The sequence below is a fragment of the Stagnihabitans lacustris genome (assembly GCF_025950525.1).
In the GTDB taxonomy this organism is placed as follows: domain Bacteria; phylum Pseudomonadota; class Alphaproteobacteria; order Rhodobacterales; family Rhodobacteraceae; genus Stagnihabitans.
On sequence record NZ_JAPDGS010000001.1, the window covers coordinates 653752 to 674313 of the forward strand.

General features: G+C 66.5%; 22 protein-coding genes. 13 read left to right on the top strand and 9 right to left on the bottom strand.

From position 1 onward, the window contains the following. Window positions 1-42: 42 nt before the first annotated feature. From modB to NX862_RS03150, 5 genes are all read left to right on the top strand, one after another. Window positions 43-735, top strand: coding sequence for a molybdate ABC transporter permease subunit (gene modB, locus NX862_RS03130; protein ID WP_264492406.1), 693 nt, complete (start codon window positions 43-45; stop codon window positions 733-735). After that, window positions 735-1769, top strand: a complete 1035-nt coding sequence (modC, locus tag NX862_RS03135; protein ID WP_264492407.1) for a molybdenum ABC transporter ATP-binding protein — start codon at window positions 735-737, stop codon at window positions 1767-1769. Before modB ends, modC begins: the two co-directional genes overlap by 1 nt. A gap of 78 nt (window positions 1770-1847) precedes the next feature. Then, window positions 1848-2498: a TetR family transcriptional regulator gene (locus NX862_RS03140; protein WP_264492408.1), complete on the top strand. Its 651-nt coding sequence runs from the start codon at window positions 1848-1850 to the stop codon at window positions 2496-2498. A gap of 57 nt (window positions 2499-2555) precedes the next feature. Next, window positions 2556-3419, top strand: a complete 864-nt coding sequence (locus NX862_RS03145) for a choline/ethanolamine kinase family protein (RefSeq protein ID WP_264492409.1) — start codon at window positions 2556-2558, stop codon at window positions 3417-3419. Between the two features lie 7 nt (window positions 3420-3426). Beyond that, a complete protein-coding gene (locus NX862_RS03150) occupies window positions 3427-5841 on the top strand; it encodes a GcvT family protein (RefSeq protein ID WP_264492410.1) in 2415 nt (804 codons plus the stop codon). Window positions 5842-6066: 225 nt separating this feature from the next. On the opposite strand, the gene NX862_RS03155 is transcribed toward NX862_RS03150, so the two are convergent. Genes NX862_RS03155 through NX862_RS03170 form a run of 4 tightly spaced genes read right to left on the bottom strand, consistent with a single transcriptional unit; the run spans window position 6067 to window position 9403 of the window. After that, window positions 6067-6738 (bottom strand): glycosyltransferase family 2 protein, encoded by a 672-nt coding sequence (locus NX862_RS03155; RefSeq protein WP_264492411.1) that lies wholly within the window; start codon window positions 6736-6738, stop codon window positions 6067-6069. Then, a complete protein-coding gene (locus NX862_RS03160; protein WP_264492412.1) occupies window positions 6729-7292 on the bottom strand; it encodes a DedA family protein in 564 nt (187 codons plus the stop codon). The genes NX862_RS03155 and NX862_RS03160 overlap by 10 nt, the downstream gene beginning before the upstream one ends. Continuing rightward, entirely contained in the window at window positions 7289-8407 is a 1119-nt protein-coding gene (locus NX862_RS03165) for a glycosyltransferase (RefSeq protein WP_264492413.1), read from the bottom strand. Before NX862_RS03165 ends, NX862_RS03160 begins: the two co-directional genes overlap by 4 nt. A 54-nt stretch (window positions 8408-8461) precedes the next feature. Beyond that, window positions 8462-9403 carry a UDP-2,3-diacylglucosamine diphosphatase gene (locus NX862_RS03170; protein WP_264492414.1) on the bottom strand — a complete coding sequence of 314 codons (942 nt, stop codon included), beginning with the start codon at window positions 9401-9403 and terminating at the stop codon, window positions 8462-8464. A gap of 200 nt (window positions 9404-9603) precedes the next feature. Here NX862_RS03170 and ccmA point away from each other — a divergent pair, with 200 nt between their 5' ends. The 5 genes from ccmA to NX862_RS03195 all read left to right on the top strand — a co-directional run bounded on the left by ccmA (window position 9604) and on the right by NX862_RS03195 (window position 12699). Beyond that, the gene (gene ccmA, locus NX862_RS03175; protein WP_264492415.1) at window positions 9604-10221 is read left to right on the top strand and encodes a heme ABC exporter ATP-binding protein CcmA; all 618 of its coding nucleotides are present in this window, start codon (window positions 9604-9606) and stop codon (window positions 10219-10221) included. Between the two features lie 115 nt (window positions 10222-10336). After that, window positions 10337-10993 (top strand): heme exporter protein CcmB, encoded by a 657-nt coding sequence (gene ccmB, locus NX862_RS03180; protein ID WP_264492416.1) that lies wholly within the window; start codon window positions 10337-10339, stop codon window positions 10991-10993. A gap of 292 nt (window positions 10994-11285) precedes the next feature. Beyond that, window positions 11286-12014 carry a heme ABC transporter permease CcmC gene (ccmC, locus tag NX862_RS03185; protein WP_264492417.1) on the top strand — a complete coding sequence of 243 codons (729 nt, stop codon included), beginning with the start codon at window positions 11286-11288 and terminating at the stop codon, window positions 12012-12014. After that, complete coding sequence (gene ccmD / locus NX862_RS03190) at window positions 12011-12160, top strand: heme exporter protein CcmD (RefSeq protein ID WP_264492418.1); 150 nt, start codon at window positions 12011-12013, stop codon at window positions 12158-12160. Before ccmC ends, ccmD begins: the two co-directional genes overlap by 4 nt. After that, a complete protein-coding gene (locus tag NX862_RS03195) occupies window positions 12160-12699 on the top strand; it encodes a DsbE family thiol:disulfide interchange protein (protein ID WP_264492419.1) in 540 nt (179 codons plus the stop codon). The genes ccmD and NX862_RS03195 overlap by 1 nt, the downstream gene beginning before the upstream one ends. A 30-nt stretch (window positions 12700-12729) precedes the next feature. Here NX862_RS03195 and NX862_RS03200 read toward each other — a convergent pair whose 3' ends face one another. Next, window positions 12730-14283, bottom strand: coding sequence for a calcium-binding protein (locus NX862_RS03200; protein WP_264492420.1), 1554 nt, complete (start codon window positions 14281-14283; stop codon window positions 12730-12732). 99 nt (window positions 14284-14382) lie between these two features. On the opposite strand from NX862_RS03200, the gene NX862_RS03205 reads away from it, so the two are divergent. Continuing rightward, complete coding sequence (locus NX862_RS03205; protein ID WP_264492421.1) at window positions 14383-15006, top strand: hypothetical protein; 624 nt, start codon at window positions 14383-14385, stop codon at window positions 15004-15006. Between the two features lie 55 nt (window positions 15007-15061). Here the strand turns inward: NX862_RS03205 and NX862_RS03210 are convergent, their stop codons facing one another. Genes NX862_RS03210 through NX862_RS03220 form a run of 3 tightly spaced genes read right to left on the bottom strand, consistent with a single transcriptional unit; the run spans window position 15062 to window position 17287 of the window. Beyond that, a complete protein-coding gene (locus NX862_RS03210; protein ID WP_264492422.1) occupies window positions 15062-16054 on the bottom strand; it encodes a methyltetrahydrofolate cobalamin methyltransferase in 993 nt (330 codons plus the stop codon). Window positions 16055-16061: 7 nt separating this feature from the next. Beyond that, window positions 16062-16976 (bottom strand): methylenetetrahydrofolate reductase, encoded by a 915-nt coding sequence (locus NX862_RS03215; protein ID WP_264492423.1) that lies wholly within the window; start codon window positions 16974-16976, stop codon window positions 16062-16064. Between the two features lie 8 nt (window positions 16977-16984). After that, entirely contained in the window at window positions 16985-17287 is a 303-nt protein-coding gene (locus tag NX862_RS03220; protein ID WP_264492424.1) for a virulence factor, read from the bottom strand. Between the two features lie 212 nt (window positions 17288-17499). Here NX862_RS03220 and NX862_RS03225 point away from each other — a divergent pair, with 212 nt between their 5' ends. Both NX862_RS03225 and NX862_RS03230 read left to right on the top strand, forming a co-directional pair. After that, window positions 17500-18630, top strand: coding sequence for a Ppx/GppA phosphatase family protein (locus NX862_RS03225; protein WP_264492425.1), 1131 nt, complete (start codon window positions 17500-17502; stop codon window positions 18628-18630). After that, window positions 18627-19430 (top strand): RlmE family RNA methyltransferase, encoded by an 804-nt coding sequence (locus tag NX862_RS03230; RefSeq protein WP_264492426.1) that lies wholly within the window; start codon window positions 18627-18629, stop codon window positions 19428-19430. Before NX862_RS03225 ends, NX862_RS03230 begins: the two co-directional genes overlap by 4 nt. 418 nt (window positions 19431-19848) lie before the next feature. Here NX862_RS03230 and mepK read toward each other — a convergent pair whose 3' ends face one another. Further along, window positions 19849-20418 (bottom strand): peptidoglycan L,D-endopeptidase MepK, encoded by a 570-nt coding sequence (gene mepK, locus NX862_RS03235; RefSeq protein WP_264492427.1) that lies wholly within the window; start codon window positions 20416-20418, stop codon window positions 19849-19851. Window positions 20419-20562 lie beyond the last annotated feature (144 nt).

The window sequence follows — 20562 nt, forward strand, 5'->3', positions numbered from 1 at the left end:
TGCGGGCCGGGATGGTTTGATACGGCCTGAAGCGGGGGGCAGATGGAGCTTACGGCGGATCAATGGGCGGCGGTTTACCTGTCGCTGAAAGTCTCGGCTTGGGCGGTGGCGGTCAGCCTGCCCTTCGGCCTGCTGTGCGCCTGGGCGCTGGCGCGCTGCCGCTTTGCCGGCCATGGGCTGTTGAACGCCGTCGTCCACCTGCCGCTGATCCTGCCGCCGGTCGTCACGGGCTATGGGCTTTTGTTGCTGTTCGGCCGCAAGGGGGTCTTTGGGGCGGCGCTGGAGAGCATCGGCATCGTCCTGGCCTTTCGCTGGACCGGGGCCGTGCTGGCGGCGGCGATCATGGCCTTTCCCCTGATGGTGCGCGCCATGCGACTGGGATTGGAGGCGGTCGATCCCAAAGTCGAAGAGGCCGCCCGGACCCTGGGCGCCCCGCCTTGGGCGGTGTTTGCCACCGTTACCCTGCCGCTGATCCTGCCCGGCGTCGTCACCGGCGCCATCCTGGCCTTTGCCAAGGCCCTGGGCGAGTTTGGCGCGACGATCACCTTCGTGTCGAACATCCCGCGCCAGACGCAGACCCTGCCGGCCGCGATCTACACCATGTTGCAGCAACCCGACGGAGACGCCGCCGCGGGCCGCCTGGTCCTGATCTCTGTCGCGCTGGCCTTTGCGGCGCTGGGGGCGTCGGAACTGCTGTCCGCCCGCATCGCCCGCCGCATCCGGGGGAGGGGCTGATGCTGCGCGTTCAGATCACAAACCGCGCCCCGCGCCTGGAGGTCGATTTCACCGTCCCGCCGGGGGTCACGGCGCTGTTCGGGCCCTCGGGGGCGGGCAAGACCTCGGTTCTGATGGCGGTGGCGGGGCTTTTGCGGGCCGATCACGCGGTGATCACGCTGGACGGCGCGCCCTTGGCCCGCGCCCCCCACCGCCGCCGCGTCGCCGTGGTGTTTCAAGAGGCGCGGTTGTTCCCGCATCTGAGCCTGCGCCAGAACCTGACCTATGGTCAGCGTTGGGCGCAGCCCGGGGGGCCTGATCCGGGCCAGGTCATCGACCTGCTGGGGCTGGACCGGGTGCTGGAACGTCCCATCGGCGCGCTTTCCGGGGGCGAGGCGCAGCGGGTCGCCATCGGCCGCGCGCTTTTGTCCAACCCCGCCGTTTTGCTGATGGACGAGCCGCTGTCGGCCTTGGACGCCCCGCGCAAGGCCGAAATCCTGCCCTGGCTGGAGACCCTGGCCGAAACGACGCGCCTGCCGGTGCTGTATGTCAGCCATGCCATGCCGGAAATCGCAAGGCTGGCCCGGCGGATGGTGGTGATCGACCAGGGCGCGCAACGGGCCGAAGGCACGCTGGAGGACCTGCTCTCTGACCCCGCCCTTGCGCCGCTGATCGGCCTGTCCGAGGCGGGCTCTGTCATCTCTGCCGTGGCGGGCCCCCGCGCCGCCGATGGCCTGACCGAGGTCCGCACCCAAGGCGGCCCGCTGTATCTGCCGCTGACCGTGCCCGAGGGTGCCCGCCTGCGCCTGCGCCTGCCGGCCCAGGACATCATCCTGTCACGCGCCCGTCCCCTTGGCCTGTCCGCCCTGAACATCCTGCAAGCCCGCATCGTTCAGGTGGCCGAGGCCGAGGGTCAGGCCCTGGTCCAGCTTGCGATGGCCGAAGACCGCTTTCTGGCCCGCCTGACCCTGCGGTCGGTCCGCGCCCTGGACCTTGCGCCGGGCCAACAGATTTACGCGATCCTCAAGACGGTTGCCCTGTCCAAGGCATCCTGACACTTCGCCGCAGGGTTGTGCTTGTAAAACGTTTGCCAAACCTCTCCCCCGTGGCATAATCGCGGGCAGGAGATTGCAATGACCGATTTTGAAACCGTGAAGGATCGCGGCCCGCGCAAGCAAAGCCGCGAGGCGCGCCGTGTCCAGTTGATCGAAGCCACGCTGGAAACCATCGCCGCCCGCGGTTACGCCCGCGTGACGCTGCTAGAGGTCGCGCAGGCGGCGGGTCTGTCGCATGGGCTGGTGAATTTCCACTTCGCCTCCAAGGAAAAGCTGCTGGAAGAGACGCTGACCCACCTGGCCGAGGAATACCGCGGCAATTGGCAACGCTATCTGGCGCAGGCGGGCGAGGACCCGGGGGCGCAGTTGGCCGCGCTGATCCTGGCCGAATATGACCCGGTGGCGGCCTCTCCGATGCGGATTGCGGCCTGGTGCGCCTTTCTGGGCGAGGCGCAGGTGCGGCCTTTGTATCAGGCGCGGTTCCAGACCAATGACGAGGCCTATGTTGCGCTGCTGGAATCCGTGGTGGCGGCGCTTCTCGCCCGCCATGGCCTGCCGGGTCACGCGCCGCGGATTGCGCGCGCCATCCGGCTTGTGACGCTGGGCTGTTGGCTGGACAGCGTGACCCTGACCGACCCCTATGCGATCACCGAAGCGCGGGCGACCTCTTTGACCGCGGCGCGGGCCTTCTTTCCCGATGAACCCGCCCTGGCGCTGGAGATCACGTGACCAAATTCGGTTGACTTGGGCCGCCCCCCGGCTTTTCCTGTGGCAAATGGGGGGGACATGCAGCCGATCGACCGGGTTCTGGGGCTGAAGATCTGGCAGGGCGCGCCCCGGGCCGCGCCTTTGGGCGGCGGCATCACTAATGTCAATTTTCGCGTGACGGATGGCCGGGGGACCTGTGTCGTGCGGGTGGGCGACGATATTCCGGTCCACCAGATCATGCGGTTCAACGAACTTGCGGCCTCGCGCGCGGCCTTTGTGGCCGGGGTCTCGCCGCAGGTTTTGCACCATGAACCCGGGATATTGGTCATCGACTTTGTCGAGGGGCGCACCCTAAGCGCCGCCGACCTGCGGGATGGGGCGCTGGACCCGGCCCTGGATCTGGTGATCCGCACCCACCGCGACATCCCCCGGCACCTGCGCGGCCCCTCGCTGACCTTTTGGGTGTTTCAGGTGATCCGGGACTATGCCCTGACCCTGACCGATGGCGACAGCCGCCACCTGGACGCCTTGCCCGCGCTTTTGGCCCAGGCCGCACGGCTGGAACAGGCCGTGGGCCCCATCCAGATGGTCTTTGGCCACAACGACCTGTTGCCCGCGAATTTCATTCAGGGCGACCGGATGTGGCTGGTGGATTGGGACTATGCGGGCTGGGGCTCTCCGCTGTTCGACCTTGGCGGACTTGCGGCCAATGCCGGCCTGTCGCAGGCGCAGGAAACCGTCATGCTTCAGCGCTATTTCGGGACAGTGGACCGCGATCTGATGCGCCGTTACGCGGCGATGAAGGCCGCCGCCGCCCTGCGTGAGGCGATGTGGTCCATGGTCTCGGAAATCCATTCCGAGCTGGATTTCGACTATCCCGCCTATACGGCGGCCAATCTTGACACCTTTCGGGCGGCCTATGACGCCTTTGAACAAACCTGAGGTTCCCATGCTTCCCACCACCGCAAAGGCCGTCATCATCGGCGGCGGCATCATCGGCTGTTCGACGGCCTACCACCTGGGGAAACTCGGCTGGACCGATACCGTGCTGCTGGAGCGTGCCAAGCTGACGTCGGGCACCACGTTCCACGCGGCGGGCCTGGTGGGGCAACTGCGCACCTCCGCCAATATCACGCAGCTTCTGGGCTATTCGGTCGACCTGTATAAGCGTCTGGCCGAAGAGACCGGGCTTGCGACGGGGTGGAAGATGAACGGCGGCCTGCGTCTGGCCTGCAACGCCGACCGCTGGATCGAGGTCAAGCGCCAGGCCACCACGGCGCATAGCTTTGGCCTGGAGATGCACCTTCTGACGCCGAAGGAGGCGCAAGAGCTTTGGCCGCTGATGCGCATCGACGACCTGGTGGGGGCGGCCTATCTTCCGACGGACGGTCAGGCCAACCCCTCGGACATCACGCAAAGCCTGGCGCGCGGCGCCCGGATGACCGGCGTCAAGATATTCGAGGACACGGCCGTCACCCGGATCATCGTCGAAGATGGCCGCGTGAAGGGCGTGCAAACCGCCCAAGGCACGATCCAATGTGAAAAGGTCGTCATCTGCGCGGGCCAATGGACGCGGGCTCTGGCCGCCACTGTCGGCGTCAATGTCCCGCTTGTGTCGGTCGAACACCAATACATGATCACCGAGGCGATCCCCGGCGTCACCCCCGACCTGCCGACTTTGCGTGACCCCGACCGGCTGACCTATTGGAAGGAAGAGGTCGGCGGCCTGGTTTGGGGCGGCTATGAGCCCAACCCGAAACCCTGGGCGCAGAACGGCATCCCCGAGGGCTTTCATTTCCAGACCCTGCAACCCGATTTCGACCATTACGGGCAGTTCATGGAGGATGCGATCTACCGCGTCCCGGCCTTGGAAACCGCCGGGGTGAAACAGCTGTTGAACGGACCCGAAAGCTTTACCCCTGATGGCAATTTCATCCTGGGTGAGGCGCCGGAACAGGCGGGGGTTTTCATCGGGGCGGGCTTCAACGCCTTTGGCATCGCATCGGGGGGCGGCGCAGGCATGGCGCTGGCCGAATGGGTGGCCACCGGTCAAGCGCCCTATGACCTCTGGCCCGTCGACATCCGCCGCTTTGGCCCGCATCACCGGTCGACCGACTGGGTGCGGACCCGCACGACCGAGGCCTATGGCAAGCATTACACGATCGCCTGGCCGTCAGAGGAAATGACCTCGGCCCGGCCCACAAGGCGCTCGCCGCTTTACGGCAGCCTGAAAGCCGCCGGAGCCGTCTTTGGCGAGAAACTGGGCTGGGAGCGTCCGAACTGGTTCGCCACGACCGAGGCGCCGCGTGATGTCTACAGCTATACCCGCCCCGGTTGGTTTGATGCCGTCAAGCGTGAGCATCAGGCGGCCCGCGAAGGCTGCGTGCTGATCGACCAGACCTCCTTTGCCAAATTCCGCTTGGTGGGGCCGGATGCCGAAAAGGCCCTAAGCTGGATCGCCGCAGGCCGCACCCATCGCGCGCCCGGAACGCTGACCTATACCCAGCTTTTGAACGACAAGGGCGGGATCGAGGCCGATGTGACCATCGCCCGCCTTGCGCCCGACGAATATTACATCGTCACCGGCACCGGCTTTGCGACCCGCGATTTTCACTGGATGGGCAGCCTCTTGCAAGGCGATTGCCAGTTGACCGATGTGACCTCGGGCAGTGCCGTCCTGTCGGTGATGGGGCCAAGGTCGCGTGAGGTTTTGCAGGCCCTAAGCCAGGATGACCTGACCAACGCCGGCTTCCCCTTTGGCACCGCGCGGCACATCCACATCGCCCGCTGTCCCGTTCTGGCGCTGCGCGTGACCTATGTCGGCGAATTGGGCTGGGAGCTGCATTTGCCGATGGACTACGCCCAGACCGTCTACGATGCGCTTCTCTCCCAGGGCGTCACGCTGGCGGGCTACCGCGCGATCGAGACGCTGCGGCTGGAGAAAGGTTACCGCGCCTGGGGCGCCGAGATCGGCCCGGATCACACGCCTTTGGAGGCGGGCCTGGGCTGGGCCACGAAACTGGCCACCGATCTCCCGTTCAAGGGCCGCGAGGCGCTTGTGAAACAGCGCGCCGAGGGGGTGCGGAAAACCCTCGCGACCTTCTGGATCGACGACCCCGATGTGACGCTTCTGGGCCGCGAGACGATCTACAGGAACGGCGAGCGCCTGGGCTGGCTCGCCTCGGGCGGGCATGGCCATACGCTGAACCGCCCCATCGGCATGGGCTTCATCCGCACCCCCGATGTCACGCAAGCCTTCCTGGACGCGGGCGAATGGGAACTTGAAGTCGCCTCCGAACGCCTGCCCGCCCGCGTCACCCTGGCGCCCCTCTACGACCCAAAGGGCGACAAGATCAAAGCATAAGAACCGGCGAGGGGGCGCCCCTCCCCGGACCCCACCGGGCCTTGGGGACACTTCGCCATTCATCTTTTCCCAAATATCCACGGGGTTTCCAAAGGGGCGCGTGCGCCCCTTTGGCTGGGGGGCTCGGGGGGACTGGTCCCCCCGATTTCGGGGGGCGGGGGGCGGCAGCCCCCCGCTTGGGTCCGCCGAGCGGCGCGAGCGTCAGCGAGCGCACCCCCGCCGGGTTCAGACCCGCATCCGCCGCAGCGCCAGGATCTGACGCAGCAGCCCCAGGGGTGGCACCGCGCGGAACAGGTCGCGCATCATCAGCACATCGCCCCAAATCCCGGTCCAAAGCCCGTATTTCGCCGATTTCAACGGGCTGACCACCCCCGGAAGCCGGACGACCGCGATCCGCACCCCCGCCGCAATCGCAAGCGAATTCAGGAACACTTCGAAGCCGAACTTGGGCAGCCGTCGCAGGGCCTCATCCTGGCCCGCAAGCAGGTCGCGCCTGATCGCCCGCTCGCCCGAGATGTAATCAAGGCCGATCCACCGCCACAGCCCCGGCGCATTGTCGCGCAGCGAAATCGACATGGCGGCGCGGCCCGACTTCACCGGCTCGATCAGCGCCGTCAGGTGGTCCGGCGACAGGCCCACAAGGTCGGCGTCGATCAAAAGCACGACCTCGGAGGCGGTTTCGGCAAAGCCCCGCGCCAGGGCCGCCGTCTTGCCGCCGTTCCGCGCCAGCGTGATCAGCCGCACCGGATAGGCGGCGGCCACCGCGGATGTGCCATCCGAAGACCCGTCATCGACCACAAGAACCTCGTCAATCAGCGGATGGCCCACCACGGCTTCCAGCACCGGCCCAAGCCGCGCGGCCTCGTTATAGGCCGGGATCACGCAGGTCAGGCGCATTTCCGCCTCCACAGCCAAAAGCCCACGCCGACTGCCAGCAGACCCAGGCCCAGCGTCGCGCGCCAAAGCCAGGCATCCATGGAATCCATCGCCTGCCCCAGAAACCAGCCCACCGCCAAAAGCGCGGCGGTCTTGGGCAGGGTGCCCACCAGGTTCCAGAACAGATAGGCGCCAAAGGGCATCCGCGCCATGCCCGCCGCCAGCATGATCGGCAGGCCCGTCGTATGGGTCAGCTTGCCGAACAAAAGCGTCGGCCCCCCCCGGTCGGCGTAATGCCCCGCCAGCGCATAGCGCCGCGCCCGGGTCATGCCCAGCCGCATCCACCAGCGCGGCGGCAACAGCTTGGGCCCCAGCCGCCCGACCCAATACCAGATGCCATCCCCCACCAGATCGCCCACCACGCAGATCACATAGACCCACAGCGGCGCAAAGACCCCCAACCGCGCCAGCCAGCCCGCGCCGATGGTGACGATGGGCCCCTCGATCACCGCAAGCGGCGCCAGCAGCCACAGCCCATGGGCCTGGACCAGGGCCAGGATATCGGCCTGGGTCATGACTTGACCGAACCGGGCTTGTCTGACCCTGGCTTGTCTGATCCGGGCCCCACCGGGCCCCCCACCTGTGACTTGTCCATGGCATTGCCGCGCCATTCAAACGACGTGCCGCGCCAGCCCAGCACCCACAGCGCGGGGTTCAGCGCGTCGCGCAGGACCCAGGCGCCGATATCCTCGACCTGGCGCGGCCAGCCCGCGCGGGCGGCAAGCAGGGCCTCGGGCAGATACCAGGCCAGCAGGAACCCGGGCAGGGCCCAAAAGGCGCCACTGGCCAGCAGCGCCACAAAAGGCAGGGCGGCGCCTGCCAGAACCTCGGGGACATACAGCGCGCGAAACCCCATGCGGCGCACCTTGGCCCAGCGGATCTGGCGGCCCCAGACCACGGCGAAATCGCGCTGTCCGATCGGCTGTTCAAAGAACTGCCCCACCAGCCGCACCTTCAGCCCCGCCGCGCGCACCACCTTGGTCGAGGCGACATCCTCGGCCATCTCGGTCCCCAGGGCCGCGATCCCGCCGGCGCGCTCCAGCACATCGCGGCGCCAGAACAGCATCTTGCCCTGCGCAAATCCCTGATCCAGCGCGGCCCCCGCCATCTGCCACCGCGCCTGATGGGTGTTCAAAAACGCACATTCCAGCCTTGCGGCAAAGCCCTCTGGCCGGATGCCGATGGGCGGCGAGGACACCAGCCCCACGCCCGGCCCCATCTGCCCCCGCAGCCGCGCCAGATAGTCGGGCGGCAAAAGCACGTTGGAATCGCTCATCAGGATCAAGTCATGGGTGGCGGCCTTCCAGCCCTTGACCAGGTTGTTCAGCTTGGGATTGCCCGAGATCTTGTCGTCGCCGACCAGCACCCGGGCCGGAACCTCTGGGTGGCGGGCGATGATCTCTTGCGCCAGGGCAATCGCCGGATCGGCAGGATCGGCCGCGCAAAAAATCACCTCATAGGCGCCCGGGGCGGAAAAGGTGCTTTCCAGCGTCTCGGCCAGGTTGTTTTCCAGGCCGCAGATAGGGCGTAGCACGGTGACGGGCGCGCCGCTGTCCGCCCCCGGCGCCCGGCCAAGCGCCCAAAGAGCCAGGCCCGTGCCCAGGTATTGCAGGATCAGGCACAGGACCACGAAGGCAAGCAGCAGTGTCAGGGCACACCTCTTGGGCCGGGCAAAGGGGGGCGGTTACGCCGGTGTCAGTCCGATATGGACCGGATGGGGCGAAATTTCCAGCCCCAAGGCCGGATGTGCCAAAGCGGGTGCGACCTCTTGCGCCGCCGCCCAGTCGATCAACTGCAGCCTGCCGCCACAGGTCTCGACCAGGGCGGTGGCGTTTTCCACCCAATCGCCGCAATTGGCATAGACCGCGCCCGCCGCGCCATGCAGGGCGGGCTTGTGGAAATGGCCGCAGATGATGCCATCGGCCTGATGATCGCGCGCAATCCCCGAGAGGCGGGTTTCGAAATCATCGCAGGCCCGCGCCGCGTCATTGACCCATTTCACCACCCGTTCCGCCAGACCCGAGGGCGCAAGCCCCATCCCCGCCCGCAGCCGGTTCCACCCCGCCACCGCGCCGCGAAAGGCGCCGTCGATGCGCGCCACCAGCCGCGTGATGCGCGGGAAACGCGTCTCGAACAGGTCGCCTTCGTCGCCATGCACGACCAGCAGCCTTTGCCCCTCGGCGGTTTCATGGATCAGGCGGTCGACGATTTCGACCCCCAGCAGGGCTTGGCCGATAAAGCGGCGAAAGAAGGCGTCATGGTTGCCCGGCGTATAGATCAGCCGCGCCCCCTCGGTCGCCCGGGCCAGCAAAAGACCCAGGATATCCTGTTGCCGCGGGCTCCAGTGCCGGGTCGGCATCCAGGTGTCAAGGATATCGCCGACCAGATAGATCGTGTCGGCCGAATGGCTTTGCAGAAAAGAGAACAACAGGTCCTCGCGGCAGGCCCGTGACCCCAGATGCAGGTCCGACAGGAACAGCACGGGGAAATGGCGGCGCGGCGGCGCGGCGTCGCTGGCCCGAAGGGGGCGCCGGTCGGGACGCAGGTCGGCTTCCATGGCACGCAGCGCCTCGGCCGCCAGAAGGCCTGCGCTGTCGGTCGGAAAGGCGGGTTGCAGGGCTGACATGGGCTCTCTCCATGTTGGGGCTTGCCGATTGGGTCTTTGGCCATCTAACGGTTGTGGTCAGGATTTCCGTCGCCCCCATCATCGGGTTTTTCTGCGACAGCGAAGTGACACGGATCAGCCCCGGGCCGGATTTTTCGCGGTTTGGGGGGGCGTGACGGCTTGGGGTTCCGGTCGGGAGCGGAAGGCGCTAGGGATGGGCCATGTTGACGGTTGAGAAACTTGCAGTTGCGCGGGGCGGCGTCCCCTTGCTGGAGGGGGTCAGCTTTGCGCTGGCCCCGGGTCAGGCGCTTGTGCTGCGCGGTCCGAATGGCGCGGGCAAGACCACGCTGTTGCGGGTTCTGGCGGGCTTGCAACCGCCGCTGGAGGGCGCGGTGACCGTCGAGGGCGACAGCCTGACCTATGCCGCCCATGCCGACGGGATCAAATCCATGCTGACGGTGGCCGAGAACCTGGAGTTTTGGGCCCGCGTGCATGGGGTGTCGGGGGGCGTTGCGGCGGCGCTGGCGGCGATGAACCTGGGGGCGCTGCGCGACCGGCGGGGGGCCGATCTTTCGGCCGGGCAAAAGCGGCGGCTGGGGCTGGCGCGGCTGGGTGTGACGGGGCGACGGCTGTGGCTTTTGGACGAGCCGACGGTGTCGCTGGACGCGGCCTCGGTCGGGCTTTTCGGGGCGATGCTGCGGGGCCATCTGGGGCAGGGGGGGGCGGCCGTGCTGGCCACGCATATCGACCTCGGCTTGCCCGAAGCGCGCGAGCTGGACATCGGCGCCTATCGCGCCAAGCCCCGGGCGCGCGGCGGATTTGATGAGGCATTTGCATGAGGGGCCGGGCCTTCTGCAGGGGGGGCATGGGTCTTGCCGACGGCCAGGTCAGGGGCCTGACTTGGGCCTTGTCCTGCCGGTTAAGGGGGCAGGGCCGCTGCGGAGGGATTTGCCCATGATCGCCTTGCTGATGCGGGATTTGCGGTTGGCGATGCGGGCGGGCGGGGGCTTTGGCCTGGGGCTGGCGTTTTTCCTGATGGTGGCGGTGTTGGTCCCCCTGGGCGTCGGGCCACAGGGCGCGCTTTTGGGCCGGATCGCGCCGGGCATCCTGTGGGTCGGCGCGCTTTTGGCCTGTCTTTTGTCCTTGGACCGCATGTTCGCGCTGGATTTCGAGGATGGGTCGCTGGACCTGATGGCGGTCTCTCCGCTGCCGTTGGAGGGCGTGGCTTTGGTCAAGGCGCTGGCGCATTGGCTGGTGACGGGGCTGCCTTTGGTCGTGATCTCTCCGGTGTTGGGGCTTTTGATGAGCCTGGAGCCCGGGGGCTATGTCTGGCTGTTGGGGTCCTTGCTGCTGGGGACGCCGGCCCTGTCGGTGGTGGGCTGCTTTGGCGCGGCCTTGACGGTGGGGCTGAAGCGGGGCGGGCTGATCCTGTCGCTGATCGTGCTGCCGATGTATGTGCCGACGCTGATCTTTGGCGCCGAGGCGGTGCGGCGCGGGGCTGCGGGGCTGGAGGCCGGGGTGCCGATGCTTTTGCTGGCGGGGATCTCGGCGGGGGCCCTGGCGCTGTTGCCCTTTGCCACGGCGGCGGCGCTGCGGGCGAATTTGAAGTGAACGGCGCGGCCGACCGTTGGGATTGACCCATGTCATGGTCCGCGGCGCCCCGGGCTGGCAGACCCCGACGCGGGGGCCGGTCGCAAAGGGGGCTTGCCCTTGACCTGACAGGATGGTGAGTTGCCAAAGCCCGGACAAAAGGGCAGGACATCGCGCAACGGAAACCCGCGGCATGCAAGACCGGGGCGGCGCCGTAGGCGGGGGGCCTTGCAGGGCCAGGATACAGTCGGCAGGGCCGCTTCATGGGGCAGGGCCGGCGCGGTGAAGGGGCCCAAGCGGGCAAAGAGGGCTGATGTCGATCTGGGAATATGCCAATCCAAAGAAGTTCATGGCCACCACCGGGGTGCTTTTGCCCTGGGTGGCGGGGCTGGCCTTCGGGCTGATCGCCCTGGGCCTGACCTGGGGGTTTTTCTTCACCGGGGATGATTACAAACAGGGCTCGACCGTCAAGATCATCTACCTGCATGTGCCGGCCGCCATGATGGGGGTCGGCGCCTGGTTCATGATGCTGGCGGGTTCGTTGATCTGGCTGATCCGGCGCCACCATGTCAGCGCGCTGGCCGCCCGTGCGGCGGCGCCGGTGGGGCTGACCTTTACCCTCATCGGCCTTGTCACCGGCGCGATCTGGGGCCAGCCGATGTGGGGGACCTGGTGGGCCTGGGACCCGCGGCTGACGGCCTTTCTGATCCTGTTCCTGTTCTATCTGGGCTATCTGGCGCTTTGGGCCGCGATCGAGGACCCCGACACGGCCGCCGACCTGACCGCGGTCCTGTGCCTGGTCGGATCGGTCTTTGCCTTTTTGTCGCGCTATGCCGTGCTGTTCTGGAACCAGGGCCTGCATCAAGGGGCCTCTTTGTCGGTCGCCGGCGGCTCCGAGGTGTCCAATGTCTATGCCTGGCCCCTGATCACCTGCATCACCGGGTTTTTCTTCATGTTCGTGGCCTTGGTCTTTTTGCGCACAAGGATGCATATCCGCCTGCGCCGCGCCCGGGCCCTGATGGCACGGGAGCGGATGGAATGATGCCCGACCTTGGGAAATATGCCGTCACGGTGCTGGCGGCCTATGGCGCCTCGTTGGCCCTGATCGCCGGGCTGGTCGGCCTGACGCTGTGGCAAGGCGCAGGCGCCAAGCGCAAACTGGATGCCCTGGAAAGGAACCCCGACTGATGGCCTTTCGCCCGCTGTATTTCGCCCCCGTCGTGATCTTTGCCGCGTTGATCGGTGCAGTCATCATCCCCAAGCTGTCGGACCAGGCGACTGAGGGCAACCCCGCGCTGCCCTCGACCCGGGTGGGGCAAGAGGCCCCCGCCCTGACGCTGACCGCCTTTGGCAAGGACAAGGCGCCCACAGCCGAGGATCTGCGCAAACCGGGGCTCAAGCTGGTGAACTTCTGGGCCTCGTGGTGCCAGCCCTGCCGCGTCGAACATCCGATGCTGGAGCGGTTGAAGGCCGAGGGGATCACGATCCACGGCATCAACTACAAGGACAAGCCCGAGGCGGCCCAAGGTTTCCTGGCCGAGATGGGCAATCCCTTTGCCATGATCGGCGCCGACGAGGGGCGCACCGCGCTGGACTGGGGCGTCTATGGCGTCCCCGAGACCTATGTGATCGACGGCACCGGCAAGGTGGTCTTCCGCCTGGCCGGGCCGATCACCGAAGACAACCTGATGCGCCAACTGCGCCCCGCCATGGACGCGGCCAAGTGACCTGTCCCCGGGCCAGGCGCGGCCCGGGTGTCACAAGATCAGCGCATCGACCAGGCCCGCCAGGCTGGAGACGCCCTGAAAGACCACGCCCTGTCCCGGCGCGAAATGCAGCTCGGCGTGACCTGCGACCATGACGCCGAACATGGCCACGACCTGGGCCGAGGTCAGGCCGCTGGGCACCGGCAAGACCAGAGCCAGGCGGTCGCCGCTTTGGAAATCGGTGATCACATCCATCCCCGGCAATTGCCCGCCCGAGACGCCAAAGACGAAGACATCGGCCCCCTCCCCCCCTGTCAGCGTGTCGTCCTGCGCCCCGCCCTCCAACCGGTCATCGCCCGGGCCGCCGATCAGCACGTCCTGACCCATCCCGCCGATCAGCGTGTCCCTGCCGAAGCCGCCGTCCAGCGTGTCATTGCCCTGCAAGCCCATCAGCAGATTGCCCACCCGGTTGCCATGCAGCCAATCCGCGCCTTGGGCGCCGATCACGTTCTCGATCCCCTGCAGGACATCGCTGCCCTGGCCCGTCGCCTGCGCCTCTGTCAGCCGCAGATCGACCCGCAGCGGCGCCGTGCCGGTAAAGACCGCCGTATCCTTTCCGGCCCCGCCGAAGATCAGGTCATCCCCCATCCCGCCGTTCAGCGTGTCGTGTCCCGTCCCGCCGTAAAGCCCGTCATCGCCCGCAAGGCCCAGCAACCGGTCATCGCCGCCATAGCCGGTCAGCAGGCTTGCGACTGCGCCCGCAGCCCCGACCAGCACTTGCGACCCCGCGCCGCGCAGGCCCAGCCATTCGCCGTAATCCCGCCCGCCCAGGGAAAATCCCGCCCCGCCCAAGTCCCAATCCGTGACCCGCAACAGCGTCGTGCCCTCGGCATCGGCCAGGCGCAGCGACTCGGGCGCCAGTCCCGCCAGGCCCGAAAGCTCCAGCCGCCCGGTCAGCTGGAACCCGGTCAGCACCGCCGCCATCCGCCCCGCCACATCGGCGAAACCGGTGAAATGACCGGTCAACACCAGGCGCAGATCCCCCAGCTGCAAGGTCGCGCTGTCCTCGGTCAGACGATAGGCAAAGACCAGTTGGCCATCGTGGCGCAGGCCCAGGCCCGTCATCCCGTGATCGGCCAGCGCCGTCAGCCAGGCCGCGCGTTCCTCCGCCGTCATCGTGTCGATCCGGTCGGCCTGAAGCCCCAGGTTCTGCAAGGCGCGCAGGGCGGCGAAACTGGCGGGCGGCGCGCCGATCAGCGTCAGGCTCTGCGCCCCGCTGTTCAGCGTCATGCCGTTGGGCATCATGACGATGTCCAGGATGCCCACACCGCCCTGCAACGTGGACACGACCGGGATCAACCCCGTGGCCAGCGCCCGGTCCAGCGCCGCTTGCAATTGGCCCGCCTTCGAGATCGGCCCAATGCCATAGGCCGCCACCCGAACCTCGTAGTCGCCCCATTGCAGCCGCACCCCCCCGGCCGAGACCTGAAGCGCCCGCCCCGGCCCCTGAAGGTCCATGGCCGCCAGAGCCGCACCATGGTCCAGCGCGAAGGACAGGCCCGCCAGGCCCTGCGCCTCTAACCGGTCGATAACCAGATTCGTCAAAGTCACTTTGGCCACAACACACCTCGGAGTAGAAACAGAGCCCCGGGTTCGGTCTACGAGTGGAGCGCATTTGTGCAAAGTTTTATCAAAGTTAACCTGATGGCCCTCGTGGCCCTATGGTTTACGCTGCCACTGGGGGCGCTGGCCTTGGGGCTGGCGGCCTGCGGGTCGACGCATCTGCGCTATGGGATCGAGGCGGGGGAATGGGCGGCGCTGAACCGCACCGAGGCAGAGTTCCTGGGCCCCTATGACAGCGGGCTGGGCGGCAGCTTTACCGACCAGGTGCTGAACCAGGGCACCCGGGTGCGGCTTTACCGCGCGCCCGAGGTGGACCTTGGCTTTTGTTCGGACCAGTGGCGCTATGGGGTGCGTGGCTCCCCCTTTGCGGCGGTGCTGCCCGAGGGGATCGGCATCTTCACCGATCCGGCGGCGGTGGTGGGGGTCAGCCTGGGGCTGCGGGCGGAACGTTTCGTCTGGCGCGACCTGGGGCGCCAGTGGCGGGGCGGGATCGGGCTGGGGCTGCAGGCCGACTGGGTCAAGATCCGCGCGCGCTCGCCGCTGATCGACCTGACGCATGAGACGACGGTGATTTCGCTGCCCGTGACCTTGGCCCTGCGTCATCCGCTGTGGGGCGGAGAGGTCGAAATCTGGGTCCGGCAGTCCTGGGCTCAGGGCGGGTCACAGGGTCAGGCTCTGGGCATCGGGTTCCGCCAAGCCTATTAAGTCACGGAAAAGGGCCGAGGTTTCCCCCGGCCCGCAAGCGTTGTTGGGGAATGGCTTAGGCCTCGACCGCCCCGCGCGAACGGCGGCCACCGCGACGGCCCGAGGCGGCTGCGGAATGGGCGGCAGAGGCCTCGGCAAAGGTCGCTCCGGCTTCGACGGCCTCCAGCACCTTGGCGAAACGAATCCATTCGGCGCCATTGGCGTCATGGTTCATCAGGAAGTTGGCGGCGCGGATCGCCTCCATCTCTTGCTGGCGGACCGGGTTCATGATGGCGCTGGTCATGCCGGCGCAGATCGCCATGGGCAGGAAGGCGCCGTTGATCCCGTGCCGATGCGGCAGGCCGAAAGAGATGTTGGACGCGCCACAGGTCGTGTTCACACCCAGTTCGTCGCGCAGACGACGGACCAGGGCGAAGACCTGCTGACCGGCGCTTCCCATGGCGCCCACCGGCATGACCAAGGGGTCAACCACGATGTCATGGGCCGGGATGCCGAAATCGGCGGCGCGCTGGACGATCTTTTTGGCCACCGCGAAACGGACGTCGGGGTCCTGGGAAATCCCGGTGTCGTCGTTGGAAATCGCCACCACGGGGACGTTGTATTTCTTGACCAGCGGCAGGACGAGTTCCAGACGCTCTTCCTCACCCGTGACCGAGTTCAACAAGGGCCGACCCTCGCAGGCCATCAAACCGGCCTCAAGCGCGCCGGGGACCGACGAGTCGATGCACAGCGGCACGTCAACGGTTTGCTGGACGATCTCGATCAGGGCCTTCATCAAGGGCGGCTCGACGAAGTTGTTGTCCGCATAGCGCGGGTCTTTCGCCATCATGTTGGTGAAGACCGCGCCCGAATTCACGTCCAGGACGGTCGCGCCGCAAGCCACCTGCTCCAGCGCGTCGCGGATGACGGTTTCGTAATTCCCGGCCTCAAGTTCCAGCGCCAGCTTTTTGCGGCCGGTGGGGTTGATGCGCTCGCCGATGACGCAGAAGGGCTCGTCAAAGCCGATGATGACGGTCTTGGTTTTCGATTCGATGACGGTGCGGGTCATGTTTTCCTCAGGCGTTCATGGGGACGCCCGAGGCGCCGCCGTTGTCAGTGACCCATTGGGCATTGGTCTTGATGCCGCCCAAGGGGAAGAAATGGACTTGTTCGATGTTGAAATTCGGCGTCTGGGCGGCGTGCTGCGCCAGTTCCGCCACGAAGTCCGTGGGTTCATAGGGCAGCAGCAGCTTGGTCACATCCATGGCGCGCTTTTGCAAGACGCGCAGCGAGGGGCCAACCCCGCAGGCGATGGCGAATTTGATCAGCGTTTGCAGCTTGGCGGGACCTGCCACGCCGATATGAACCGGGATCTTGACGCCCGCGGCCGAGAGTTTGTTGGCCCATTCGATCACCGGACCCGCCTCAAAGCAGAACTGGGTGGCCATGGCGACTTTCGCGTCCGTCCGCTCGGCCCAGGCGTTCTTCCAGGCCAAGGCCTTCATGACAATTTCATCGCCGCCCTTGGGGTCGATGTCCTTGTTGCCCTCGGGATGGCCCGCCACATGCAGACGGTCAAAGCCGTCAAACAGGCCGGTTTCGATCAGCTGCATGGAATCGGCGAAATCGCCGACCGGCTGCGGGATGCCGCCGCCCAAAAGCAGCGCCTGCTTCACTCCGGCCTCGCCCTGATAGCGCGCGATCCAATCGGCCAGCGTGGCCTTGTCCTTGATGATCCGCGCGGGCATGTGGGGCATGACGTCAAAGCCCTCACCGGCGATGCGGCGGGCTGTGGCCACCATGTCCTCAATCGGCGTGCCGTCGATATGGGCGATATAGACGCGCGTGCCCTTGGGCAGGATCGCGCGGAAATCCTCGACCTTTTCGGCGGTGCGCGGCATCACCTCGATCGAATAGCCTTTCAAAAAGGCTTCGACTTCGGGGGTCACGGCGGTGGGGGCGGTGTCGCGGCGGAAGTTGAACAGGGCCATGGGTAACGTCAGGCTTGCGCCCAACCCTCTGCGTTGATGAGCGTTTTCAGGCGTTCGGTGTCATAGGTGGTCTCGATCTCGGCGGCGACCTGGGCTGCGACATCGGCGGGCTCGCCTTCGACCGTGTAGGGGGCCGCCTTGCGCCATTCCGCCAGATAGGCGTCCGAATCGCGGGCGCCGATCTTCATGGCGCAGCGGTCGATGGCCTGTTCAAAGCGTTCCGACAGTTTCGCCTTGGAGCCAGAGCGCCCCTTGCCGACGATGACCTGGGCCGGGATGTCGCGCCAGTAAACGATGGTGACTTCGGGCATTTCGTGATTCCGCCTTTGGCTGTTGCCCCCTGTGTAACGCCAATTTGCGACAGGCGAAGCCGGATTTCGACATTGATCCGTCATTACGCGACAGCGCCACCGCGCCGCCGCTGGGGGGGCGTCATATCGCGACAGGTGGCCAAAGGTGAATGTGCCCTTGAGGATGCGACATATCATCGTTACGTTGGGGGCAACTGAAGATGGAGGGCGACATGGCGCCCAGGCGTCCCCGGAGGGCGGGCGCAAACAGGCCGAAGGTCGAGCTGACCAGCTCCCCGGTGCCGGTGACGGCTGCTCCTCCAACCCCGGACGGCGGGCTTTATGCCGCGGTCGATCTGGGGACGAATTCGTGTCGGATGCTGATTGCCCAACCGCGGGGCAGTCAGTTTTTGGTCGTGGACAGTTTCTCCAAGACGGTGCAACTGGGCGCGGGGCTGGAGGCCTCGGGCAAACTCTCGCGCGCCTCGATGGGGCGGACGATCCAGGCCCTGCGGATTTGTCAGTCCAAGATCGAGAAACACGGCGTCCGGCGGATGCGTCTGGTCGCAACCGAGGCCTGCCGGCGGGCGAAAAATGCGCGCGACTTCATAAGGCAGGTCAAACGCGAGACCGGCCTGACCATCGAGATCATCCCGGCCGTCGAAGAGGCGCGGCTTGCGGTGATCTCTTGCGCGCCATTGGTGCGGCGGGACAGCGAACAGTTGCTGATCGTCGATATCGGCGGCGGGTCGACCGAACTCGTGTGGATCGACCTGTCCGGCGTCGCGCCCGAGGACCGGCCGCGGTCGATCATGCGGCTGAACACCGGCTTTGATCAGCAGGGCTTGGGCGATGCGCGGGTGGTGGATTGGATCTCGGTTCCGCTGGGGGTGGCGACGCTGAAGGACCAGTTCGGTGATGTCGAAGATGACGGCGCAAGGTTCGCGCTGATGTCGTGGTTTTTCGAAGAATCCCTCGCGAATTTCAGCCCGGCCAAGTCGGCCCAGCCCAAGGCGGGGTTCCAGATCATCGGCACATCGGGCACAGTGACGACGGTTGCGGCCTCTTATCTTGGCCTCAGGCGCTATGATCGGGCCAAGGTTGATGGTTTGGTGATGACTTCGGATCAGATTGACCTTGTGATCCGCGACTATCTGACGTTAGGCCCCGAGGGGCGGCGCACGGACCCGCGCATCGGGCGGGATCGGCATACGCTGATCATGTCGGGGGCGGCGATCTTGCAGGCCCTGATGCGGATCTGGCCGACGGATCGCTTGTCGGTGGCCGATCGCGGGCTTCGCGAGGGGCTTTTATATGCACAGATGAGCGCCGATGGCGTGCTTGAGGACGGACCTTTCCTATGACCGACAAGAACACATCCGGGCGCGGCACGCGGGACCTTCGGGTCAAGGTCAAGACGGCCAAGGGGCGGAAACTGTCCTCGACGCTCTGGCTGGAGCGGCAGTTGAACGACCCCTATGTGATCCGGGCCAAGAAAGAAGGCTATCGGGGGCGGGCGGCCTACAAGATCATGGAGCTGGACGACCGCTATGGGTTTTTGAAGCCCGGCTGTCGGGTGGTCGACCTGGGTTGCGCGCCGGGCGGGTGGTGCCAGGTGGCCGTGCCGCGGGTGAACGCTTTGGGCGACCGGGCGGGCAAGCCTGTGGGGACGGTGCTTGGCATCGACCTGCAAGAGGTCGAGCCCATCACCGGGGTCGAATTGCATCAGCTGGATTTCCTCAGCGATGAGGCCGATGGCCTGGTCAAGGGCTGGCTTGGGGGCAAGGCCGATGTGGTCATGTCCGACATGGCGGCCTCGGCCTCGGGGCACAAGGGGACCGATCACCTGCGCATCGTGGCGCTGATCGAAGCGGCGCTTGGCTTTGCCTTTGACGTGCTGGAAGAGGGCGGGACCTTCGTGGCCAAAGTTCTGGCCGGTGGCGCCGAAATCGAGATGCAAACGGTCTTGAAGAAGGCCTTCAAGAAGGTCGCCAATGTGAAACCCCCGGCCAGCCGCAGCGACAGTTCCGAGAAATTCGTGGTGGCCCAAGGGTTTCGCGGCCGTCCCGATGGCTGGGGTCTCTTGCCGGGGCAGGGGCTGGATGCGCATCCGGACGACGCAGAGCCGGATGACAGGCACAGGGACAACAGGGCCGAGGGCTGATCGCCTTCCTGGCCTGAACGTGGCGCTTGGCTTTTCACAAGCCTCGCCGCGTGCCCCGGTTTTTCCGCAAGTGCGTCGCCGGTCCGGGGGGGGGGGCTGCCGCGTCGGATGACCGGGATTGCCGTTTGCCCCTGCTTTTCCGGATGCGCCGAGCGCGTGTCGCTGCCGGGGCCAGACAGCGGGTCGGGCCTTTGATCCTGACGCCCACCGTTGCCCGCGCCCTTGCGCGGGCCGCGCTTCCTCCAAGAGAAAAGCCCGCATCGAAGATGCGGGCTTTTCTCTTGGACCCTGTCGCCCGAAGGGGGCTCTGCCGACTGCACCGCAGCGCGTCCCCCTGAAACCTCGCCCTGCCGACTGACAGCGATGCGGCCCGGTCCTGACAAGGCAGCCTTCGCAGGCACCGCTGGAAAGCCCCGCCTCAGCCGCCCCAGGTGCGGACCGGGCCGCAATCCATGTGGACGAAGTTCGACCGGCTGTAGACGCCCACGCCGCCGGCCGAGCAGGCCTCTGCCGCCTTGGACATCTGACCGACCGAACGCGACTTCAGCCGCAGGTCGGCCGCCTGGCCCTTGATATGCAGCGAATTGCGCGCCACGCCACGGCTGTTTTCGCGCAGCATGGCATTGGTCCCCGGAGTCCGATAGCCCGACAGCAGGTTATAGGGCTCTTTCGTGTCCAGGAGGTGATGCGTGGCCGCGATGATGTCGAAGTTGTGCGGGTCCATCTTGGCCGATTGATCGGCCCGCAGATCGCGCATGAAGTGGTTGATCTCTTTGCAGACCTCGGGGATGTAGTCCCCGTCGATCCAGTAGATCGCGTTGATGCTTTCGCCCGAGCGGCCCGAGATCATGTTGACCTGGCGGATATCGCCCGAACCACGCAACAGGCCGAAAGCCTTGGCATAGGTCGGCGCCGCAACCACCGTTGCCGCAGCGAAAATGCGCAGCAAAGAGCGGCGCGAGAAACCTGCGGTGTCACCAAAGCTCATGAGACTGTCCCGTATCCCCGAGCCACCTTGAGCGGCGGCGTTTTATCAACCCCTTGAGTGGGCTGCGAGACACTAGTGGCATAGTTTTCCCCATGCTCAAACCCGGAATTCTGTCCGATGGGGGAAGCTTGCCAGTGATAGGCA

Excerpts from the sequence above, each read along its gene's own strand:
- NX862_RS03225 (WP_264492425.1), top strand. The coding sequence starts at position 17,500 with ATGGCGCCCAGGCGTCCCCGGAGGGCGGGCGCAAACAGGCCGAAGGTC.
- ccmA (WP_264492415.1), top strand. The coding sequence starts at position 9,604 with ATGTTGACGGTTGAGAAACTTGCAGTTGCGCGGGGCGGCGTCCCCTTG.
- ccmB (WP_264492416.1), top strand. The coding sequence starts at position 10,337 with ATGATCGCCTTGCTGATGCGGGATTTGCGGTTGGCGATGCGGGCGGGC.
- NX862_RS03230 (WP_264492426.1), top strand. The coding sequence starts at position 18,627 with ATGACCGACAAGAACACATCCGGGCGCGGCACGCGGGACCTTCGGGTC.
- NX862_RS03155 (WP_264492411.1), bottom strand. The coding sequence starts at position 6,738 with ATGCGCCTGACCTGCGTGATCCCGGCCTATAACGAGGCCGCGCGGCTT.
- modB (WP_264492406.1), top strand. The coding sequence starts at position 43 with ATGGAGCTTACGGCGGATCAATGGGCGGCGGTTTACCTGTCGCTGAAA.
- NX862_RS03150 (WP_264492410.1), top strand. The coding sequence starts at position 3,427 with ATGCTTCCCACCACCGCAAAGGCCGTCATCATCGGCGGCGGCATCATC.
- NX862_RS03205 (WP_264492421.1), top strand. The coding sequence starts at position 14,383 with ATGGCCCTCGTGGCCCTATGGTTTACGCTGCCACTGGGGGCGCTGGCC.
- ccmC (WP_264492417.1), top strand. The coding sequence starts at position 11,286 with ATGTCGATCTGGGAATATGCCAATCCAAAGAAGTTCATGGCCACCACC.
- NX862_RS03145 (WP_264492409.1), top strand. The coding sequence starts at position 2,556 with ATGCAGCCGATCGACCGGGTTCTGGGGCTGAAGATCTGGCAGGGCGCG.
- ccmD (WP_264492418.1), top strand. The coding sequence starts at position 12,011 with ATGATGCCCGACCTTGGGAAATATGCCGTCACGGTGCTGGCGGCCTAT.
- NX862_RS03195 (WP_264492419.1), top strand. The coding sequence starts at position 12,160 with ATGGCCTTTCGCCCGCTGTATTTCGCCCCCGTCGTGATCTTTGCCGCG.
- NX862_RS03215 (WP_264492423.1), bottom strand. The coding sequence starts at position 16,976 with ATGGCCCTGTTCAACTTCCGCCGCGACACCGCCCCCACCGCCGTGACC.
- NX862_RS03160 (WP_264492412.1), bottom strand. The coding sequence starts at position 7,292 with ATGACCCAGGCCGATATCCTGGCCCTGGTCCAGGCCCATGGGCTGTGG.
- modC (WP_264492407.1), top strand. The coding sequence starts at position 735 with ATGCTGCGCGTTCAGATCACAAACCGCGCCCCGCGCCTGGAGGTCGAT.
- NX862_RS03140 (WP_264492408.1), top strand. The coding sequence starts at position 1,848 with ATGACCGATTTTGAAACCGTGAAGGATCGCGGCCCGCGCAAGCAAAGC.
- NX862_RS03220 (WP_264492424.1), bottom strand. The coding sequence starts at position 17,287 with ATGCCCGAAGTCACCATCGTTTACTGGCGCGACATCCCGGCCCAGGTC.
- NX862_RS03210 (WP_264492422.1), bottom strand. The coding sequence starts at position 16,054 with ATGACCCGCACCGTCATCGAATCGAAAACCAAGACCGTCATCATCGGC.
- NX862_RS03170 (WP_264492414.1), bottom strand. The coding sequence starts at position 9,403 with ATGTCAGCCCTGCAACCCGCCTTTCCGACCGACAGCGCAGGCCTTCTG.
- mepK (WP_264492427.1), bottom strand. The coding sequence starts at position 20,418 with ATGAGCTTTGGTGACACCGCAGGTTTCTCGCGCCGCTCTTTGCTGCGC.